Here is a 19,197-nt window from a genome sequence, read left to right on the forward strand (position 1 = left end):
TAATAGGCGCTCTTTTGAGAAATCGCGCGCCGGAAATTAAAGGGATGCCAAATGGCTGAACGTGATAACCGCCGGGGCAACCGTCGCGACCGTGACGAAGCACCGGAATTTGCAGATCGCCTAGTCGCGATCAACCGCGTATCTAAAACTGTAAAAGGCGGTAAGCGCTTTGGTTTTGCTGCGCTTGTTGTTGTTGGCGACCAAAAAGGCCGCGTTGGTTTCGGTAAGGGTAAAGCGAAAGAAGTGCCCGAAGCGATCCGTAAGGCGACCGAGCAGGCCAAACGTCAAATGATGCGCGTGCCTCTCAAAGAGGGCCGCACATTGCACCACGACATCGAGGGCCGTCACGGCGCTGGTAAAGTTGTGATGCGCACTGCACCACAGGGTACTGGTATCATCGCCGGTGGTCCAATGCGTGCTGTGTTCGAAATGCTTGGTGTTCAGGACGTCGTCGCGAAATCGATCGGCTCCCAGAACCCTTACAACATGATCCGCGCCACTCTGAACGGTTTGGGCAAAGAACAGTCTCCTCGCAACGTCGCTCAGCGTCGTGGCAAAAAGGTTGCTGATATTCTTCCCAAGCGTGACGAAGCGCCAGTAGCAGAGGAAGCATAAACCATGGCTAAAACCATCGTTGTAAAACAGATCGGTTCCCCGATCCGTCGCCCCGCTGTTCAGCGTCAGACCCTGATTGGTCTTGGCCTCAACAAAATGAACCGCACCCGTGAGCTGGAAGATACTCCTTCGGTTCGCGGCATGGTTCGCAAGATTTCGCATCTTGTTGAGATCATCGAAGAAAAGGGCTAACCGCCACTTCGACTAAGTCAAAGTTTGAGGGCCTCGACAGTAATGTCGGGGCTCTTTTTCTTTGGGCATCATAAATAAAATCGATATTATTGTGAAATTGGCGAGAAAATCATTTGCTATGTGCGTCGTTCGAACTAACTTTGAGACAAGACATGTTCAACGGAGAAACCAAAATGAACCGAAGAGATTTTCTTGCCAGCAGTTCAGCCATTGGGGCTATCACCATTCTCCCGTTTGCCGCTCGGGCAGATGGCCATATGGCGGATAGTTTCGCGACACCCGCTGGTGACATCAAAGTACATCCTGTTGCCCATGCTTCTATCGTTTTGGAAACGCCAACTGGTGTGATCTATGTTGATCCCGTCGGAGAACCCGAGATCTATTCCGAATTTCCCGCGCCCGATTTGATTTTGGTGACCCATGAACATGGCGACCATCTCAACGTCGAAACACTTGCTGCTCTTGCCGGGGCGTCCACGCCCATCGTGACCAATGCGGGGGCGCATGCCAAGATGACGGAGGCCCAACAGGGAAATGCTACAATTCTAGCGAATGGTGATAGCTCCGATGTCCTTGGTCTGACGATCGATGCGATCCCGGCTTATAACACAACCGAAGACCGTATGAAGTTCCACCCGCAAGGCCGTGACAATGGCTATGTCCTGACTTGGGACGGCTTCAAGATGTATATTTCAGGCGATACGGAAGGCACCCCTGAAATGCGGGCCTTGGAAAACATCGATCTGGCCTTTGTTTGCATGAACTTGCCTTTCACCATGGATGTGGCTGCTGCGGCAGATGCTGTGGCTGAGTTTTCCCCGACAGCAGTCTACCCTTATCACTACCGTGGCCGTGATGATGGTACTCAAGATCCGCAGGCCTTTGCCGATTTGATCGGAGACAAAGCAATTGTCAAAATGGGAAACTGGTACGGCTAAAGGGCAAGCGTCTTTAGCTGAGCACAAATTTTGAAGATGCAAACACCTCCGGCTTTCGGGGGTGTTTTCTATTTCCGGTCCAAACTATCCAGCAAATTCAACAAGCCGGAGCGTCCATAGCGATTTTTTAGGGGGACTTGTGCGGGAACCTTCCCAAGACTGAACGCCTGTGCCGAATTCAAGGCTTGCTGCATTGCAGCAATTGCATAGCGGCAAGTCGAAAACGTAAATTGTTAGCGCAACCTGCATCTTCTATATCAGTTGCAGGTGAGGAAATGAAAACACATTAACTGCGCTCTTGGAATTCGCCTCGAGCCCCTCGAAAGGACCTAATACAATGGCACATATCGCACACACAGCCCCCACAGGTTTCGCCCCAGTCGCTTTGGTTCGTGGCCTGATCGCAGACGCCCAAGACTACATGGCGCGCCGCAAAGAATATAACCGCGTCATGCAAGAACTGATGTCGCTGAACGATCGCGAATTAAATGACGTTGGCCTTAGCCGCTCTGATTTTCACGCGATTGCTGTGGAAACCGCAGCCCAACTGTAAGCCTGACCGCTTTTGCTTGAACGCCCTCGAAGTTTCGGGGGCGTTTTGCGTTTGTTGGTGCAAATCAACGGAGCAGAGCAAGGGTTACGGTCCAGGCAAGCAAAGGCTTGCAAGGTGCCCAACTGGCGTCTATACGCGCCCAGTGGCCTGATGGCCGCATTAGAATCATAAAGATATGCCGTGTACGTCCCAGATCGCTTCGGGGGCGCTTCCGGCGAAGGAGAAGCGACATGAAACTCAATGAACTGCGTGATAACGATGGCGCAACAAAACGCCGCAAACGCGTTGGCCGTGGTGCCGGTTCGGGCATGGGTAAGACCGGTGGCCGTGGTATCAAGGGTCAAAAATCCCGCTCGGGTGTAGCCATCAATGGTTACGAAGGCGGTCAGATGCCTTTGTACCAACGTCTGCCTAAGCGCGGCTTCAACAAGCCGAACCGCAAGGCATGGGCCGTTATCAACTTGGGCCTGATCCAGAAATTCGTAGACGCCGGCAAATTGACTGCGGGCGATATTTCCGAAGATACACTGGTGTCTTCCGGTCTGGTTCGCCGCAAGCTGGACGGTATTCGCGTTCTTGCAAAAGGCGAAGTTACTGGCGCTCTGACCATCAACGTAACCGGCGCTTCCAAGTCCGCAATCGCGGCTGTTGAGGCAAAAGGTGGCGCGCTGACAGTCACGAACGCGGCAGCAGCGGAATAAACGCCTTGTGAGCGGCGCATCCGCCGCTTACATACCTACCTAGTTTTCCATCAACGCCGCCCGAGCAGGAGAACGCTCTGGGCGGCGTTTGTCTGACAAGAGAGACCCCGCATGGTATCCGCAGCAGAGCAAATGGCCGCAAACACAAGTTGGGCGGCACTGGGCAAAGCAACCGACCTGCGCAATCGCATCCTCTTTACCCTTGGCCTATTAATCGTCTACCGCCTCGGCACCTTCATTCCCGTTCCGGGAATTGACGGCGCTGCTTTGCAGGAATTCGTTGATCAGGCCGGGCAAGGGATCGCTGGCATTGTGTCGATGTTCACAGGGGGCGCGCTTGGCCGCATGGGCATCTTTGCCCTCGGTATTATGCCCTATATTTCCGCCTCCATTATCATTCAGTTGCTGACGGCCATGGTGCCGGCACTTGAGCAGTTGAAGAAAGAAGGCGAACAGGGCCGTAAAAAAATCAACCAGTACACACGCTACGGCACGGTGGTTCTGGCGACTTTTCAGGCTTACGGCCTTGCGGCCTCGCTTGAGGCGGGCGACCTGGCTACCGATCCCGGTTGGTATTTCCGCGCAGCCTGTGTGATCACCCTTGTGGGCGGCACCATGTTCCTGATGTGGCTGGGTGAGCAAATCACCGCACGCGGTATCGGCAACGGCATCTCGCTGATCATCTTCGTCGGTATCATCGCCGAAGTTCCTGCCGCTTTGGCGCAGTTCTTTGCCTCTGGCCGCTCTGGTGCGATCAGCCCTGCAGTGATTGTCGGTGTCATGCTGATGGTTGTGGCGGTGATTGCCTTTGTGGTCTTTATGGAACGGGCGCTTCGAAAGATCGCCATCCAGTATCCCCGCCGTCAGGTGGGCATGAAGATGACAGAAGCGCAACAAAGCCATCTGCCACTCAAAGTGAACCCGGCGGGCGTCATTCCTGCGATCTTTGCCAGTTCTTTGCTGTTGCTACCGGTGACGATCAGCACCTTCTCCGGCTCTGAAACCGGTCCGATTATGTCGACAGTTCTGGCCTACTTTGGTCCCGGACAGCCGCTATATCTGTTGTTCTTTGCGTCGATGATCGTCTTCTTTGCGTATTTCTATACGTTCAATGTGTCGTTCAAACCTGATGAAGTTGCGGACAACCTGAAGAATCAGAACGGTTTTGTTCCGGGCATTCGCCCAGGCAAAAAGACAGCTGAGTATCTTGAGTATGTCGTGAACCGTTTACTTGTTGTTGGCGCTGCATATTTGGCTGCTGTTTGTTTGCTGCCGGAAATTCTGCGGGCTCAATTCAGCATTCCGTTCTACTTTGGCGGAACTTCGGTCCTTATTGTCGTTAGCGTGACAATGGACACTATTCAGCAAGTGCAAAGTCATCTTCTCGCACATCAGTACGAAGGTCTTATTCAGAAGTCGCAGCTTCGCGGTAAAGGTAAGGCTCGTAAGCGGAAAGGGCCGGCGCGCAAATGAATATCATACTTCTAGGACCACCGGGTGCCGGTAAAGGAACCCAAGCAAGACTGTTGGTTGAACAACGAGGAATGGTGCAGCTGTCCACTGGTGACATGCTGCGCGAGGCGAAGGACAGCGGAACAGAGATGGGCCTGAAAGTGGCCGAGGTCATGGCCAAAGGCCAGCTGGTCACAGATGAGATCGTAATCGGTCTGATTCGGGAAAAGCTGCAAACGGTCAAAGCCAACGGTTTCATCTTTGACGGCTTCCCACGGACGCTTAAGCAGGCTGATGCACTGGCCGAGCTTCTGGAAGAAGTGGGTCAAACGCTGGATCGCGTGATCGAGCTGCGTGTCGAAGACGAATCTCTGGTTAAGCGCATCACCGCGCGTTCAACCTGCGGAGACTGTGGTGAGGTTTACAATGACATCACCAAGCCGATTCCCAAGGATGAGAAATGCATCAACTGCGGCGCGTCTAACTTCAAGCGTCGTGCGGACGACAACGAAGAAAGTCTGCGTACCCGTTTGATGGAGTATTACAAGCAGACTTCGCCGTTGATCGGATACTACTACGCACTGAACAAGCATTGCCGTGTTGATGGTTTGGGTGAGATCAACGAGATCAAAGCCGCAATCGATGAGAAGCTGGACAGCTAAACTAGAATTGCCAAGACTTTTGAAAAACCCACCCATTGCGGTGGGTTTTTTGTTAGGTTGATGGAACTTTAGGTATACAAGGATAGCGCGATGCTCCGTAACTCAATTTTTCTGCTCTGCGTCCCGTTTTTCTCTTTGGCGCATGCGGCGACGGCAGACACAGATTTTGTGACTGATGCCGCATTGTGCCCGCTTTCCTCAATGGAACGGCATGAAAAGGGCATGAGCTTTGATGGCCAAAGTTTTTGGGAAATAGAATATCATTGCGAGATTGACGGGGCTCTACCAGCGCTTGATTGGTCTACTGACCAGACTTTCATCAAGGCAGGCTATTGCGAAGAGCCGGGTGCATTGATGCCAACGGTCTTTGTGTTTCGGACATTTACGTCGGAACCCCGGGTGCTCTATGTTTACGAAGGCCAAGGCGGAGAGCCGGTACTGTATCACCTATGCAACGGTTAGCGGTGGGGACTTTTCCGATTTTTGTCAGGCAACAACTGTGCCTTTGATGGCATTTTGAGGTCGCGTGCCTGCGCGGCTTCTGTCTTGATTTGTAAACAGTCTTGACGAGGAGTGCGAATCCTCATAGGCACCGCGTTCTAGTAAGAATCAAATATGCAATATGGGTCAATCCCATTGCGCAGATCACCTGATCAGCTACGGCCCGGCGGTGTATGCCTCGGGCCTCATGTTGTGAAAAAAGGGTCCGGATCTACGGACTCGCAACAAAAAGGAAGATGCACTTTGGCACGTATTGCCGGCGTTAACATCCCGACCAACAAGCGGGTGCCCATCGCACTCACATATATCACAGGTATCGGCCACACTTCGGCTGCTGCTATCATCGAAGCGGTAGGCATCGACGCCACACGCCGCGTAAATGAGCTGTCCGACGCTGAAGTATTGGCGATCCGTGAGCACATCGATGCAACCTATACCGTAGAAGGCGACCTGCGCCGCGAAGTGACCATGAACGTTAAGCGTTTGATGGACCTCGGTTGCTACCGTGGCCTGCGTCACCGCCGCAATCTCCCAGTACGCGGTCAGCGTACTCACACCAACGCTCGTACCCGCAAAGGCCCCGCAAAGGCCATCGCAGGCAAGAAGAAGTAAGGGAGACACCTACCAATGGCACGTGATACTCGCCGCGCTGGCAAGAAAAAGGTCTCCAAGAACATCGCTGCTGGCGTTGCTCATGTAAACTCGACCTTCAACAACACCAAAATCCTGATCTCTGACGTACAGGGCAACGCCATTTCATGGTCGTCCGCCGGTACAATGGGCTTCAAAGGCTCGCGTAAGTCGACGCCTTATGCGGCTCAGCTTGCAGCAGAAGATGCTGGCAAGAAAGCTCAGGAACATGGTGTTAAAACTCTGGAAGTCGAAGTTCAGGGCCCCGGTTCGGGTCGTGAATCGGCTCTGCGCGCCTTGGCCGCAGCTGGGTTCAACATCACATCGATCCGTGATGTAACACCTATTGCGCACAACGGCTGCCGCCCGCCAAAGCGCCGCCGCGTTTAAGCAAATATTTTCGTATTGGGGCTTGGCATCTGTCAGGCCCCAATATGCCGTTTTGAAACCTCGGGCGTCGGGACCTATGGACATGGGGGCCGGACAGGTATGGAGGGACTTGCATGATCCACAAGAACTGGGCCGAATTGATCAAGCCAACACAGCTTGAAGTCAAACCCGGCAATGATCCAGCACGCAAAGCCACTGTTGTTGCCGAACCGCTGGAACGCGGCTTTGGTCTGACACTTGGTAATGCTCTGCGCCGCGTACTGATGTCGAGCCTGCAAGGCGCGGCCATCACAAGCGTTCAGATCGACAATGTTTTGCACGAATTTTCATCGGTTGACGGTGTTCGTGAAGACGTTACCGACATCATCTTGAACCTCAAAGGCGTTTCGATCCGCATGGAAGTCGAAGGCCCCAAGCGTTTGTCTGTGACCGCCAAAGGTCCGGGCGTTGTTACCGCTGGTGACATCACCGAAAGTGCTGGCATCGAGATTCTGAACCGCGATCACGTGCTCTGTCACGTGGACGAAGGTGCCGAAGTGTACATGGAATTCACTGTGAACACTGGCAAAGGTTATGTGTCCGCAGACAAGAACAAGCCTGAGGATGCGCCAATCGGACTGATCCCGATCGATGCAATCTATTCGCCGGTTAAGAAGGTCGCTTATGACGTTCAGCCGACACGCGAAGGTCAGGTTCTGGACTATGACAAGCTGACAATGAAGGTCGAAACTGACGGCTCGATCAGCCCCGAAGATGCAGTGGCCTACGCCGCGCGTATCCTTCAGGATCAGCTGTCGATCTTCGTCAACTTCGATGAGCCTGAGTCGGCTCAGCGTCAGGACGATGATGATGGTCTCGAGTTCAACCCGCTTCTGCTGAAGAAAGTGGATGAACTGGAACTGTCTGTCCGTTCTGCAAACTGCCTGAAAAACGACAACATCGTTTATATCGGCGATCTGATCCAGAAAACCGAAGCAGAAATGCTGCGCACACCTAACTTTGGCCGTAAGTCTTTGAACGAGATCAAAGAAGTGCTGTCGGGCATGGGTCTGCACCTTGGCATGGACGTTGAGGACTGGCCACCGGACAACATCGAAGATCTGGCCAAGAAGCTTGAAGACAACTTCTAAGCCAAATGATTTTGCAAGGGGGGCCTGTGGCCCCCTGCGCTAAGACCGGGCTCCGGCCCCAAGGAGAGTTGCTGACACGCATCGGCAGCCAGACAAAGCAAAACAGCCCGTAGAGGGCACATTCTGGAGTAAGACATATGCGTCATAAACGTGGATATCGCCGCCTTAATCGTACACATGAGCACCGCAAAGCGTTGTTCTCGAACATGGCAGGCTCGCTCATCGAACATGAGCAGATCAAAACCACTTTGCCAAAAGCAAAAGAACTCAAGCGTATCATCGACAAGCTGATCACCTTGGGCAAGCGCGGCGATCTGCACGCGCGCCGTCAGGCTGCAGCTCAGCTGAAAGAAGACAAGGACGTTGCAAAACTGTTCGAGATCCTTGGCCCACGTTACGCCGAGCGTTCGGGCGGCTATTGCCGTGTTCTGAAAGCTGGCTTCCGTTACGGTGACATGGCACCCATGGCGATCATCGAATTGGTTGACCGCGACGTAGACGCTAAAGGCAAGGCTGACAAAGCCCGCTTGGAAGAAGCAGAAGCTGCTGACGCATAAGCGAATTTTCATCGAAAATTCAGAGCCCTGCCGGAGACGGTGGGGTTTTTCTTTTGTGAAGGGTGAATTTCTGCGTGACAGTGGTGATTTGTCTGACTAGCTTAAGCCCATGACCCAAACGTACGCCACATTTTGGTACTTTTATTATCCGAGCCATCAGGCGGACGGAGGGGTTTGCGCGTTCTGACACCACGCGAAAACAAGTTACCACACCGAACCGCCCCCCTTTAGGGCGGTATTTTTGTATCCGCCGGGGGCAAACCAAAGCCAGGAAGATACAATGCCCATCGTTACCCAAAACCTCCGCGTCACCCAGATGCAAGAATTGACCACACCCGCGGATTTACGCGCCAAGGTGCCTTTGACGGATGCGATTTCGCAAACTGTTCAAGGTGGCCGTAGTGCGATCCAGCGCATTTTGAAAGGTGAGGATGATCGCGTTATCGCTGTAACCGGACCGTGCTCGATCCACGATCCTAAGGCGGCTCTGGAATATGCTCGCAAATTGCAGGCGCTGCGTGTCGAACTGGCCGACACTGTGGAAATTGTGATGCGGGTGTATTTTGAAAAGCCGCGCACCATTGGTGGTTGGAAAGGTCTGATCAACGATCCACGGTTGGATGGTTCCTTTGCGATCAACGAAGGTCTTCTGGCGGCACGTGAGCTTCTGGCGCAAATCAATGAAATGGGTCTGCCGGTTGGAACAGAGTTTCTGGATACCGCTGTGCCGCAATACGTGGTCGATATGGTGTCATGGGCGGCGATCGGTGCGCGGACCACTGAAAGCCAGATTCACCGTGAAATGGCTTCGGGGTTAAGTTGCCCGGTTGGGTTTAAGAACGGTACGCGCGGCAATATCCAGATTGCGCTTGATGCTGTGCGCTCTTCTGCGCAGCCTCATCATTTCATGGGTCTCAGCGAAAGCGGACAGGCTGCAATTGTCGGCACGCAGGGGAACCCGGATTGTCATGTGATTTTGCGAGGCGGCGCAGGGACAAACTATGACGAAGCCTCGGTGGACAAGCTTTGCTACAAGGCTGAACAGGATGGCGTTCGCCCGCAGGTGATGATTGACGCCAGCCATGCCAACAGCGGCAAAGACCCTGAGCGGCAACCGGATGTGCTCTCCAATGTGGGTGATCAAATCGCCCGCGGTGACCAGCGCATCACCGGCGTGATGATTGAAAGCAACTTGGTGGCAGGCGCACAAAAACTGGGCACCAAGCCCTTGGTCTATGGCCAATCAGTGACGGATGGATGCATTGGCTGGGCTCAAACAGAAGACGTCCTGCGTGAGCTGTCTCAGAATGTTCGCAAAAGGCGGGCAGGGGCACTTCGCCAAGCCAGTTAAAATCGGCGTGTCATGCCGGTGGCGATCAGCGGCCATGACACGCAATTTTTGCGGTGTGGATGTTCTTTCAACACCTGAACCGCATTTCCAGCCCCTGAACCGGAGAGTCCGCTCCCTACTCCTCGGTTCAGGGTGTAGTCTCAACTTGCATTCCAGCATGAGCATCCGCATATCAAACGTGTATTTGAAGAAAGCGATGCCATGCTCTTACGCCTTTGCCTCATATTGACAGTCCTTGCTGCCCCGTTATGGGCGGAGACCCGTGTTCCGCAGTCCCAAGTCGAGTTAAGCCTATCCTTTGCACCCTTGGTGAAACAGGCAACACCGGCGGTGGTGAATATCTACGCCCGCCGGATCGTAGAACAAAGGAACCCTTTTGCGGACGATCCGTTCTTTAGCAATCTGTTTCGAGATTTTAAGAGCCAACCACAGGTGCAAAATTCGCTTGGGTCCGGAGTGATCTTGTCGGACGACGGGATTGTGGTTTCGAACTATCACGTGGTTGGCATGGCCACAGACATCCGCGTGGTGCTCACAGACCGCCGCGAATTTGAAGCGTATGTTGTCTTGGCGGATCAGGAATCCGATCTGGCCATTTTGAAACTTCGCGACGCTACGGATATGCCGCATCTGACACTGCGTGATAGCGATACTGTAGAAGTGGGTGAGTTGGTTTTGGCCATCGGGAACCCCTTTGGCGTGGGGCAAACAGTGTCATCCGGAATCGTATCGGGTTTGGCACGTTCTGGCGCGGCGACAGGCAATGGACGCGGGTATTTCATCCAAACCGACGCAGCGATCAATCCGGGGAATTCGGGTGGGGCGTTGATCGATATTCACGGTGCATTGATTGGCGTAAACACCTCGATTTTGACTAAGTCAGGCGGTTCGAACGGTATTGGCTTTGCGATTCCGTCGGCTTTGGTTGGGTCATTTGTTGATCAGGCAAGATTGGGGCATGAACAGTTTCAGCGTCCTTGGGCTGGGATGACAGGGCAGCCGGTGACGGCGGATTTGTCCGAATCATTGGGTCTGGGCATTCCGAGTGGCGTTTTGATCGCACAATTGCATGACAAAAGTCCGTTCAAGGCTGCGGGGCTGCGGCCAGGTGATGTGGTTTTGAGCGTTGATGATCTGCCTGTGAACACGCCCGCCGAAATGTTGTTTCGGATGTCTGTTCGCAGCATTGGGCAAGACGTAAGGGTCACGTTTGTATCGCGCGAAGAAACAAAAGACGCCTCTGTGACATTGATGACTCCTCCGGACAGTCCAGAGCGCGAGCAGGTGACCTTGGGCAATCGCGATGTGTTGCCGGGGCTGACGATTGCGCGGATCAATCCTGCGGTCCTTGCTGAATTGGGGCTGTCGGGCAATGCCGAGGGCATAATTGTTTTGGACACCGGACATGCAGGCTCGCGCGTCGGGTTGCGGCGCGGCGATGTGATCTTGGGGGTGTCCGGTAAACAGGTGACCAGTACGGGGGATGTCACCACTTTGCTCAAAAAGTCAGGCCGGCGTATTCGGCTGGATGTGCTGCGCGGTGATCGCCGGATCACTTTGCAGTTCCGGACCTAAGCGGTGGTGGATCTCTTCGACCGTTCCGGCGATGTGCCCGACACTGCACCTAGGCCCTTGGCGGACCGATTGCGGCCGCAAGTGCTGGGGGATGTGATCGGGCAAGCGCAGGTTCTTGGGCCTGAGGCACCTTTGGGTGTGATGCTTGAGGCCGGCACGCTGGGCTCGATCATTTTTTGGGGCCCGCCGGGTGTTGGAAAGACCACCATAGCGCGGCTGTTGGCCGATGCCACCGATCTACATTTTGTGCAAATCAGCGCGATTTTCACCGGTGTGCCCGATTTGCGCAAAGTCTTTGAGGCGGCAAAGCTGCGCCGCCGGACGGGGCAGGGGACGCTGCTGTTTGTGGACGAAATCCATCGGTTTAACAAAGCCCAGCAAGACGGATTTTTGCCTCATATGGAGGATGGCACCATTTTGCTGGTTGGGGCCACCACTGAAAATCCGTCGTTTGAATTGAACGCCGCCTTGCTCAGCCGTTCCCAAGTTTTGGTTTTGGAACGCCTGTCGCCGGATGAATTGGAGTTGATGGCGCAGCGCGCGGAAAACGAGCTGGATCGGAAACTGCCACTCGAGGCGTCGTCCCGCGCCGCTCTGTTGGAAATGGCAGATGGCGATGGTCGGGCGCTGTTGAACCTGATTGAACAAGTGATGTCATGGCGGGTCAGTGCCCCCTTGGACACTGATGCCCTAACCAAACGATTGATGAAGCGGGCTGCGCAATACGACAAAGGCGGCGATGGTCATTATAACCTGATCTCGGCTTTGCATAAGTCGGTGCGCGGGTCCGACCCCGACGCGGCGCTTTATTGGTTCGCGCGTATGCTAGAGGCAGGAGAAGACCCTCGCTTCTTGGCCCGCCGGATCACGCGGATGGCCGTCGAAGACATCGGGCTTGCTGATCCGCAGGCGCAATCGGTGTGCCTGCAAAGCTGGGAAACATACGAACGGCTTGGCTCGCCTGAGGGCGAGTTGGCGCTGGCGCAGGCGTTGGTCTACATCGCCTTGGCTCCGAAATCGAATGGGGTCTATGTCGCTTACAAGGCCGCACGGGTGGCGGCAAAAAAGACCGGTTCATTGATGCCGCCCAAACATATTCTGAATGCGCCAACCAGCTTGATGAAGGACCAAGGGTACGGCACGGGCTATGCCTACGATCATGATGCCGAAGACGGCTTTTCAGGTCAGGATTATTTTCCAGAAGACATGGGACGGCACAGTTTTTACACCCCTGTTGAACGCGGGTTTGAACGCGATCTGGCAAAGCGTGTTGCCTATTTCGCCAAACTACGCGCCCGCCGGGAAGCCGATACATGAGCATTGATCTGACAGCAGACTGCAGCCGCTGTGCCGCGCTGTGCTGTATGGCCTTGGCTTTCGACAAGGGGGCTGATTTCGCATTGGACAAGCCCGCGGGGGTTGGCTGTGTAAACCTGCGCGGTGATTTTGGCTGCCAGATTCATGACAGCCGCATTGATGCCGGTTTTTCCGGCTGCCTGAAATTTGACTGTCTGGGGGCGGGGCAGAGGATCACGCAAGAGGTGTTTGCCGGAGTTGATTGGCGCGACACGCCTGCCGCAATTCCGGACATTATCGAAGCGTTTCGGATCTTGCGCGAAGTGCATCGTCTCCACGAGCTGCTTGGCTTTGCAGCGGACTTGCCTTTGGCTCCGGCGCAGCGTGACCTGCTGCATGCCTTGATGGAGGAGCTGGCTCCGAATGGAGGTTGGACCGCAGACAGCTTGAACCAACTGCCGCTTGGCAGATTGTCGTCAGACGCCACATCTTTCCTTGGATCGCTTAAAACCCTCGCCAAACGGGGCGGAATTTCAGGCAAGGCTTGACTCTGGCGGGGTAGCGCGCAACAGACGCGCATGGTTTTCACCCTCTCACAAGTGGCCCTCGGCGGGGCTTTGGGCGCTGTTTTGCGCTATCTGACCTCGCTTGGCGCGATGCGTTTGATCGGGGCAGGGTTCCCGTGGGGGACCGTCATCGTCAATATCGCCGGGTCATTTGCAATGGGGGTTATCGTGGTGGTTCTGGCACATATGTCAGGCACCCGCTTTGCGCCGCTGTTGATGACGGGCTTACTAGGTGGATTTACGACCTTCTCGGCCTTCTCACTGGACGCAGTGACCTTATATGAACGGGGTGACGTGACGCTGGCCGCAGGCTATGTGCTGTCCTCTGTTGTTCTTTCCATAGCCGCGCTTTTTGCCGGCCTTTTACTTGCCCGGAGCTTTGCCGCATGAGCCGTGTTCAGACCATAACCGTTGCCCAAGGTGACGGCGACCAGCGCCTTGATCGCTGGTTCAAGCGCAATTTCCCGCATGTCGCACAGGGGCGCATTGAAAAGATGTGCCGCAAGGGCGATTTGCGTGTTGACGGTGGACGGGTCAAAGCCTCGACCCGCCTTGAAGTCGGCCAGCAGGTGCGTATCCCACCGCTGCCCGAACCCGGCCAGATAGTGAGCCAGCCCAAGACCGATATTTCGTCTAAAGATGCAGAGATGATCCAGTCTTGTGTCTTGTGGAAAGACGACCACATTATCGCGATCAACAAACCGCCTGGCCTCGCCTCGCAGGGGGGGAGTAAGACGACCCGCCATGTGGATGGGCTTTCCGAAGCGCTGCGTTTTGGCAGCGAGGAGAAGCCGCGCCTTGTGCACCGGTTGGACAAAGATACATCCGGTGTCTTGTTGTTGGCCCGTTCGCGCGAAGTCGCCAAAGGCCTGACCGACGCTATCCGCCACAAAGAGACCCGCAAGATCTATTGGGCACTGGTTGGCGGTGTTCCGGTGCCTTACTTGGGTGAAATCCGCTATGGTCTGGTGAAAGCGCCGGGGCATGGCCCCCATGGCGAAGGCGAAAAGATGGTCGCCGTGCATCCGCGTGACATGAACAGCACGCCGGATGTAAAACGCGCCCACACGCTTTATGCAACTTTGTACCGCGTAGCATCGCGCGCGGCTTGGGTCGCGATGGAGCCGATCACAGGCCGGACCCACCAGCTTCGGGCGCACATGGCCGAAATTGGCCATCCGATTATTGGCGACGGAAAATATGGCGGTTCCGGTCAGGAAAACCTTGGGGATGGTTGGGGCGCACAATTGGGCGGCCTTATCTCGCGCAAGCTGCATCTGCATTCTCGCTCCATGACGTTTATCCATCCGATGACCCGCAAGGAAATCACGGTGACGGCACCACTGCCTGAACACATGGCGCAAAGCTGGGACACCTTGGGTTGGTCCGAAGATCTGGCCGCAGACGATCCATTCGAAGGCCTCTGATATGACGCTCAAATTGGTTGTGTTTGATGTCGACGGCACGCTTGTCGACAGTCAGGGTGATATTGTGGCATCGATGCAGATCGCTTTTGACGGCGTTGGATTGCCATTGCCTGACCGCGCGGCGGTACTGTCGATTGTTGGTCTATCCCTGCCGCAAGCGATGGCGCGTTTGGTTCCCGGGGCTTCGGATGCAAAAATTGATGCCTTGGTGACGGGCTATAAGGATGGCTACTTTGAGCGCCGCAAGGTCAGCGGGCATGCCCCGCTATATCCGGGCATCACGGATCTGCTGACGGCATTGGGCAAATATGACAATTTGCTTCTGGGGATAGCAACCGGCAAATCAAGGCGTGGATTAGATGCATTGTTGGAAGGGTTGAACCTTCCCGTGCGCTTTGTCACCACACAGGTGTCTGACGATCACCCATCGAAACCGCACCCCGCGATGCTGCACGCTGCATTGAGGGAAAGCGGCGTAGACGCGGCGGATTCTGTGATGATTGGCGACACCAGCTACGACATGGATATGGCCCAATCTGCCGGAATGAAATCCATCGCGGTTGGCTGGGGTTATCACGATGACGCGGCCTTGTCGGGGGCCAATACATTGGTTCATGACGCAGAAGCCCTGCAACAGGCAATTTACCAACAGTTGGGAGATTTGGGATGAGTGAATGGACACCCAAACGGTTTTGGAAAGCGGCAGATGTTGTTGAGGTGAGCGGCGGTTTTGCGGTCACTTTGGATGGCCGGAACGTCAAAACCCCAGCCAAAACTGCGCTGGTTGTGCCAACCCGCGAACTGGCTCAGGCGATTGCAGAAGAATGGCAAGCGCAAGAAGACAAAGTCGATCCTGCGACGATGCCCTTTACCCGGATGTCCAATTCCGCGCTCGACAAGGTTGCAACTCAATTCGCCGAAGTGGCAGAAATGCTGGCGGCTTACGGTGATGCTGATTTATTGTGCTATCGGGCTGAATCGCCGGCAACACTGGTTGAGCGCCAAAATGAGCGCTGGAACCCCTTTCTGGACTGGGCCACTCAAAATTTGGGGGTGCGGCTCGAGACGCGATCCGGGTTGATGCACGCAGCGCAAGATCCGGCAGCATTGGCCGTTCTTACAACCAAAGTGCATCAGCTGACTCCGTTTCAATTGGCTGCGTTCCACGATTTGGTTTCTCTTACCGGGTCGCTAATCTTAGGGTTTGCAGCGACTTATCCAGAGTTTGACATAGAGACCCTATGGGATTTGTCCCGTCTGGATGAGAACTGGCAAGAGGAGCAATGGGGCCCTGATGACGAAGCAACGGCCCTTGCGAACCGGAAAAAGGGTGATTTGGTCTTTGCAGCACGGTTTTACCAGCTTGCAACCAAAGTGGCATAGGGCTTACACCGCTAATCTATTGGTATAGTGGCCTTTGAAACAGGGTGCTCAGTGGCATCTTGGCTTGACCTTACAGCGGGAAATCGCCCAAACTGGTTGGCATAAGGCAGGGACACCCAGAATCTGGTAAATAACGCCTGCGTAAAAGGGCCGCCCGTTGTTCAGAGGCGAAAACCTAAGAAGAGGGAAAGATGCGGAATTTTATTCTCCTGAGCGCGCTCTTGGGTGCCGCGGGAGCCGCACAGGCAAGGACATTGGATGATGTCAAGGCAAATGGCGTCCTGAGGTGCGGAGTGAATTCCGGTTTGGTCGGCTTTGCATCGCAAGATGCAAACGAAGACTGGCTTGGGTTTGACGTTGGCATTTGCCGCGCTGTGGCAGCAGCAGTCATTGGCGATCCAACCGCAATCGAATTTGTGCCGACCACCAACAAAACAAGATTCACGGCGCTGTTGTCCGGTGATATTGACGTCTTGGTGCGCAACACAACTTGGAGCCTGTCGACTGACGTTGACCTCAAGCTGGAATTTGTCGGGATCAATTACTACGATGGCCAAGGTTTCATGGTGCCCAAAGCGTCAGGTATTTCATCAGCCAAGGAACTGAATGGAAATTCAGTTTGCGTGCAAGGTGATACCACCACAGAACCGAACCTAACGGAATTCTTTGCCCGAAATAATATCGAATACGAAGCCCTCTTGATCGAGTCGACTGCCGAAGCGCAGGCGCTGTATCTGGACGGGGGATGTGACGTTTACACCAATGATGCCTCGGCATTGGCGGCGATCCGTGCGACCTTCGAAAGCCCGGGTGATCATGTTTTGCTGCCTGAAATCATCTCCAAAGAGCCGCTGGGTCCTGTTGTGCGCCACGGCGATGATGAATGGAGTGATGTGGTGCGTTGGACGCTCAATGCTTTGATTTCGGCAGAAGAATTGCGCATCACCTCAGCCAATATTGATGAATTGCTTGAAGGGACTGATAACCCTGAAATCAACCGGTTGCTGGGTACCGAAGGCTTTTTGGGCGAAATGCTTGGACTGGACAATGATTGGGCTGTCAAAGCGATCAAGGCTGGCGGCAACTACGGCGAATTGTTCGAAAAGAACATCGGTGAAAAGACACCGATTGGTCTGCCGCGCGGCCTGAACGCGCAATGGACGGACGGCGGCTTGCTCTACAGCCCACCTTTTCGTTAAGACGAGCCGTCCAGTTCTTTTGGAATGACAAATGTCACAACCCGGCCTGTGCCGGGTTTGACCGTTTCCCAGCTGTCGGTGTCAAAATCGACCACCAAAGTCGCGCCGGTCGGGAAATCCTGGAACCGCGGGTGCGCCGGAGCTTGCGCGACCAATCCTTCGGCTAACATGGCCATGCCGGGATTGTGCCCCAACAAAAGCACAACGTTGCCTGTCGCGCCGCAAAGCGTATCCAGAATAACGCCGGGATCTGCCAAATACAGCGCCGGTTCAAACCTCGCTTGCACTGACAGACCCAATCCGTCCAACGTTTGACGTGTGCGCATCGCGCTCGAACTTAGGACCTGATCGGGAATCAGTCCTTGGGTGCGCAACCAGTTGCCCAACATCTGAGCGGAGTTCTTCCCACGCGTGTTTAAAGGGCGGTCATGGTCCTCTTGACTAAGAGACCAGTCGGATTTTGCGTGCCGCATCATGATCAGACGTTTCATAGCGTCAGTTTTTCAGAAATGCGGCCATGTGGAAAGCGGACTGTGCCTCCAAACGTGAGAAATTTTCTGAAACGGGGCAAGCGCGCCTGACCAGGCAACCTTGGGTGCGGCATGTTTCCCCTTCAAGGCTCCGCATATGGGCTTTGCAAGTTGCGATGTCATAGGCCTTGCCGGGCGCTATAGCGGACACTGGACAAGCCGTTTTGCAGGGGGCTGCGCAGGTGGTGCAAGGTTGTTCAGGGGCTGTGTCAGGCTCCAAAAGGGCGGGAAGGGCTATTGCACAGCGATAGCTAATAAATAGCCCGGCTTGGTGGTGGACCAAAAGGCCGACAGGGGAACTCCACGCGTGTTCTGAGTGCGTTGCCCAACTTAGGAATGGCGGGTAGGGCGGCCCGTCCGAAGGAAACACAGCGGTTCCTGACCAATCTGCGGCAAGACCATTGCATATGCGTTTCGACCAGCGGTCCATTGGATCCGGATTGTTGTCGTGAAATTCCGCAGAGCCTGAAAAGACCGGCCAAAAGGCGGGTTCGTCCGGACCAAGCAATATCAGCGTTTTGGTGTGATCTGGTAGGCAGTCATCAGGTTGCGGGTGCAAAACTCCGCGTACAGCCAGTCCGTGGGATTTGGCTGTACGTTCGATAGCTTGTAGTGTGATCATTCGCCGAGCGGCGGAAGACTTGTCGAGCGGATCATCGAGCCCGACCCATGTTCGGTAAACAGTTCCAGCAAACACGCGTTGGCCACCCGCCCGTCAATGATGACGACACCGCGTACGCCCTGATCAATGGCCTTCAGTGCGGTTTCGGTTTTCGGGATCATGCCGCCAGCGATGGTTCCGTCATCGGTCATGCTGCGTACATCGCTTGGCGTCATTTCTGTAACCACTTTGCCTGAGGTGTCCTTGACCCCCTCCACATCGGTCAGCAGCAACAGGCGGTCAGCCTTGAGAGCGCCTGCAATGGCCCCGGCGGCTGTATCGCCGTTGATATTATAGGTATCAACACCGTCCGGACCCGTGCCAACCGGCGCAACAACGGGAATGATACCTGCCGAGAAAAGATCTTGCAGAACCTGCACGTTCAATTCCGTCGGGCGTCCGACAAAGCCCAGCTCGGGGTCGTCAGGTTCACAGACGATCAGATTGTCATCTTTGCCAGACAAACCAACGGCCCGGCCTCCTTCGCCCATAATGGCCTGAACGATCCGTTTGTTCACGCGGCCTGTAAGGACCATTTCGACAACTTCGACAGTAGCGGCATCTGTCACTCGTTTGCCGCGAACAAAATTGGATTCGATGTTCAACCGGCCCAACAATTCGTTGATCATCGGCCCGCCGCCATGCACGACAACCGGATTTACGCCAACCTGACGCATGAGCACGATGTCACGGGCGAATTGTGACATTGCTTCATCGTCGCCCATGGCGTTGCCGCCAAACTTAACTACAACCACAGCGCCGGTGTAGCGCTGCAAATAGGGCAACGCCTCTGAAAGAGTGCGGGCGGTGGCGATCCAATCACGGTTCATATTTTGCGTTCTCATTGATTGTCCCATCGGCAAATCTGGGAATGAATTTGCCCCGTCG

At 54.8% G+C, this 19,197-nt stretch carries 23 protein-coding genes; 21 read left to right on the forward strand and 2 right to left on the reverse strand.

Translation table 11 applies throughout. From position 1 onward, the window contains the following. Positions 1-51: 51 nt before the first annotated feature. The 21 genes from rpsE to C8N36_RS09545 all read left to right on the forward strand — a co-directional run bounded on the left by rpsE (position 52) and on the right by C8N36_RS09545 (position 17,118). Entirely contained in the window at positions 52-615 is a 564-nt protein-coding gene (rpsE, locus tag C8N36_RS09445) for a 30S ribosomal protein S5 (RefSeq protein WP_097803756.1), read from the forward strand. Positions 616-618: 3 nt separating this feature from the next. Then, complete coding sequence (rpmD, locus tag C8N36_RS09450) at positions 619-807, forward strand: 50S ribosomal protein L30 (protein ID WP_097803755.1); 189 nt, start codon at positions 619-621, stop codon at positions 805-807. 173 nt (positions 808-980) lie between these two features. Next, positions 981-1,745, forward strand: coding sequence for an MBL fold metallo-hydrolase (locus C8N36_RS09455; protein WP_176527069.1), 765 nt, complete (start codon positions 981-983; stop codon positions 1,743-1,745). 337 nt (positions 1,746-2,082) lie between these two features. Then, positions 2,083-2,298: a DUF1127 domain-containing protein gene (locus tag C8N36_RS09460; RefSeq protein WP_097803753.1), complete on the forward strand. Its 216-nt coding sequence runs from the start codon at positions 2,083-2,085 to the stop codon at positions 2,296-2,298. A gap of 230 nt (positions 2,299-2,528) precedes the next feature. Next, positions 2,529-2,999 (forward strand): 50S ribosomal protein L15, encoded by a 471-nt coding sequence (rplO, locus tag C8N36_RS09465; protein WP_097803752.1) that lies wholly within the window; start codon positions 2,529-2,531, stop codon positions 2,997-2,999. A 111-nt stretch (positions 3,000-3,110) separates the two neighbouring features. Next, the gene (secY, locus tag C8N36_RS09470) at positions 3,111-4,472 is read left to right on the forward strand and encodes a preprotein translocase subunit SecY (protein WP_097803751.1); all 1,362 of its coding nucleotides are present in this window, start codon (positions 3,111-3,113) and stop codon (positions 4,470-4,472) included. Further along, complete coding sequence (locus C8N36_RS09475) at positions 4,469-5,113, forward strand: adenylate kinase (protein WP_097803750.1); 645 nt, start codon at positions 4,469-4,471, stop codon at positions 5,111-5,113. The genes secY and C8N36_RS09475 overlap by 4 nt, the downstream gene beginning before the upstream one ends. A 90-nt stretch (positions 5,114-5,203) precedes the next feature. Further along, on the forward strand, positions 5,204-5,575 hold the full coding sequence (locus C8N36_RS09480; RefSeq protein WP_097803749.1) for a hypothetical protein: 372 nt from the start codon (positions 5,204-5,206) through the stop codon (positions 5,573-5,575). 282 nt (positions 5,576-5,857) lie between these two features. Further along, positions 5,858-6,226 (forward strand): 30S ribosomal protein S13, encoded by a 369-nt coding sequence (rpsM, locus tag C8N36_RS09485; RefSeq protein WP_097803833.1) that lies wholly within the window; start codon positions 5,858-5,860, stop codon positions 6,224-6,226. A gap of 15 nt (positions 6,227-6,241) precedes the next feature. Further along, positions 6,242-6,634, forward strand: a complete 393-nt coding sequence (gene rpsK / locus C8N36_RS09490) for a 30S ribosomal protein S11 (RefSeq protein ID WP_097803748.1) — start codon at positions 6,242-6,244, stop codon at positions 6,632-6,634. A 113-nt stretch (positions 6,635-6,747) separates the two neighbouring features. Next, positions 6,748-7,764 carry a DNA-directed RNA polymerase subunit alpha gene (locus C8N36_RS09495; RefSeq protein ID WP_097803747.1) on the forward strand — a complete coding sequence of 339 codons (1,017 nt, stop codon included), beginning with the start codon at positions 6,748-6,750 and terminating at the stop codon, positions 7,762-7,764. Positions 7,765-7,901: 137 nt separating this feature from the next. Next, on the forward strand, positions 7,902-8,321 hold the full coding sequence (gene rplQ, locus C8N36_RS09500; protein WP_097803746.1) for a 50S ribosomal protein L17: 420 nt from the start codon (positions 7,902-7,904) through the stop codon (positions 8,319-8,321). A gap of 280 nt (positions 8,322-8,601) precedes the next feature. After that, positions 8,602-9,672: a 3-deoxy-7-phosphoheptulonate synthase gene (locus C8N36_RS09505; RefSeq protein ID WP_097803832.1), complete on the forward strand. Its 1,071-nt coding sequence runs from the start codon at positions 8,602-8,604 to the stop codon at positions 9,670-9,672. Positions 9,673-9,873: 201 nt separating this feature from the next. After that, on the forward strand, positions 9,874-11,247 hold the full coding sequence (locus tag C8N36_RS09510) for a trypsin-like peptidase domain-containing protein (RefSeq protein WP_097803745.1): 1,374 nt from the start codon (positions 9,874-9,876) through the stop codon (positions 11,245-11,247). A 3-nt stretch (positions 11,248-11,250) separates the two neighbouring features. Continuing rightward, entirely contained in the window at positions 11,251-12,564 is a 1,314-nt protein-coding gene (locus C8N36_RS09515; protein ID WP_097803744.1) for a replication-associated recombination protein A, read from the forward strand. Beyond that, entirely contained in the window at positions 12,561-13,091 is a 531-nt protein-coding gene (locus C8N36_RS09520; RefSeq protein ID WP_097803743.1) for a hypothetical protein, read from the forward strand. The genes C8N36_RS09515 and C8N36_RS09520 overlap by 4 nt, the downstream gene beginning before the upstream one ends. 30 nt (positions 13,092-13,121) lie before the next feature. Next, on the forward strand, positions 13,122-13,499 hold the full coding sequence (gene crcB, locus C8N36_RS09525) for a fluoride efflux transporter CrcB (protein ID WP_097803742.1): 378 nt from the start codon (positions 13,122-13,124) through the stop codon (positions 13,497-13,499). Further along, positions 13,496-14,536 carry an RluA family pseudouridine synthase gene (locus tag C8N36_RS09530; protein WP_097803741.1) on the forward strand — a complete coding sequence of 347 codons (1,041 nt, stop codon included), beginning with the start codon at positions 13,496-13,498 and terminating at the stop codon, positions 14,534-14,536. Before crcB ends, C8N36_RS09530 begins: the two co-directional genes overlap by 4 nt. A 1-nt stretch (position 14,537) precedes the next feature. Further along, entirely contained in the window at positions 14,538-15,206 is a 669-nt protein-coding gene (locus C8N36_RS09535; RefSeq protein ID WP_097803740.1) for an HAD-IA family hydrolase, read from the forward strand. Next, positions 15,203-15,919, forward strand: coding sequence for an ATP12 family chaperone protein (locus C8N36_RS09540; RefSeq protein WP_097803739.1), 717 nt, complete (start codon positions 15,203-15,205; stop codon positions 15,917-15,919). Before C8N36_RS09535 ends, C8N36_RS09540 begins: the two co-directional genes overlap by 4 nt. Positions 15,920-16,110: 191 nt before the next feature. Further along, positions 16,111-17,118: an amino acid ABC transporter substrate-binding protein gene (locus C8N36_RS09545; protein ID WP_097803738.1), complete on the forward strand. Its 1,008-nt coding sequence runs from the start codon at positions 16,111-16,113 to the stop codon at positions 17,116-17,118. Here the strand turns inward: C8N36_RS09545 and C8N36_RS09550 are convergent. Together C8N36_RS09550 and argB are read right to left on the reverse strand one after the other, a co-directional pair. Continuing rightward, a complete protein-coding gene (locus C8N36_RS09550; RefSeq protein ID WP_097803737.1) occupies positions 17,115-17,609 on the reverse strand; it encodes a SixA phosphatase family protein in 495 nt (164 codons plus the stop codon). The two genes, C8N36_RS09545 and C8N36_RS09550, sit on opposite strands and share 4 nt — an antisense overlap. A gap of 657 nt (positions 17,610-18,266) precedes the next feature. Then, positions 18,267-19,154 carry an acetylglutamate kinase gene (gene argB / locus C8N36_RS09560; protein ID WP_097803736.1) on the reverse strand — a complete coding sequence of 296 codons (888 nt, stop codon included), beginning with the start codon at positions 19,152-19,154 and terminating at the stop codon, positions 18,267-18,269. Positions 19,155-19,197: the final 43 nt, after the last annotated feature.

This window comes from Pelagimonas varians (assembly GCF_003208435.1).
GTDB lineage: Bacteria > Pseudomonadota > Alphaproteobacteria > Rhodobacterales > Rhodobacteraceae > Pelagimonas > Pelagimonas varians.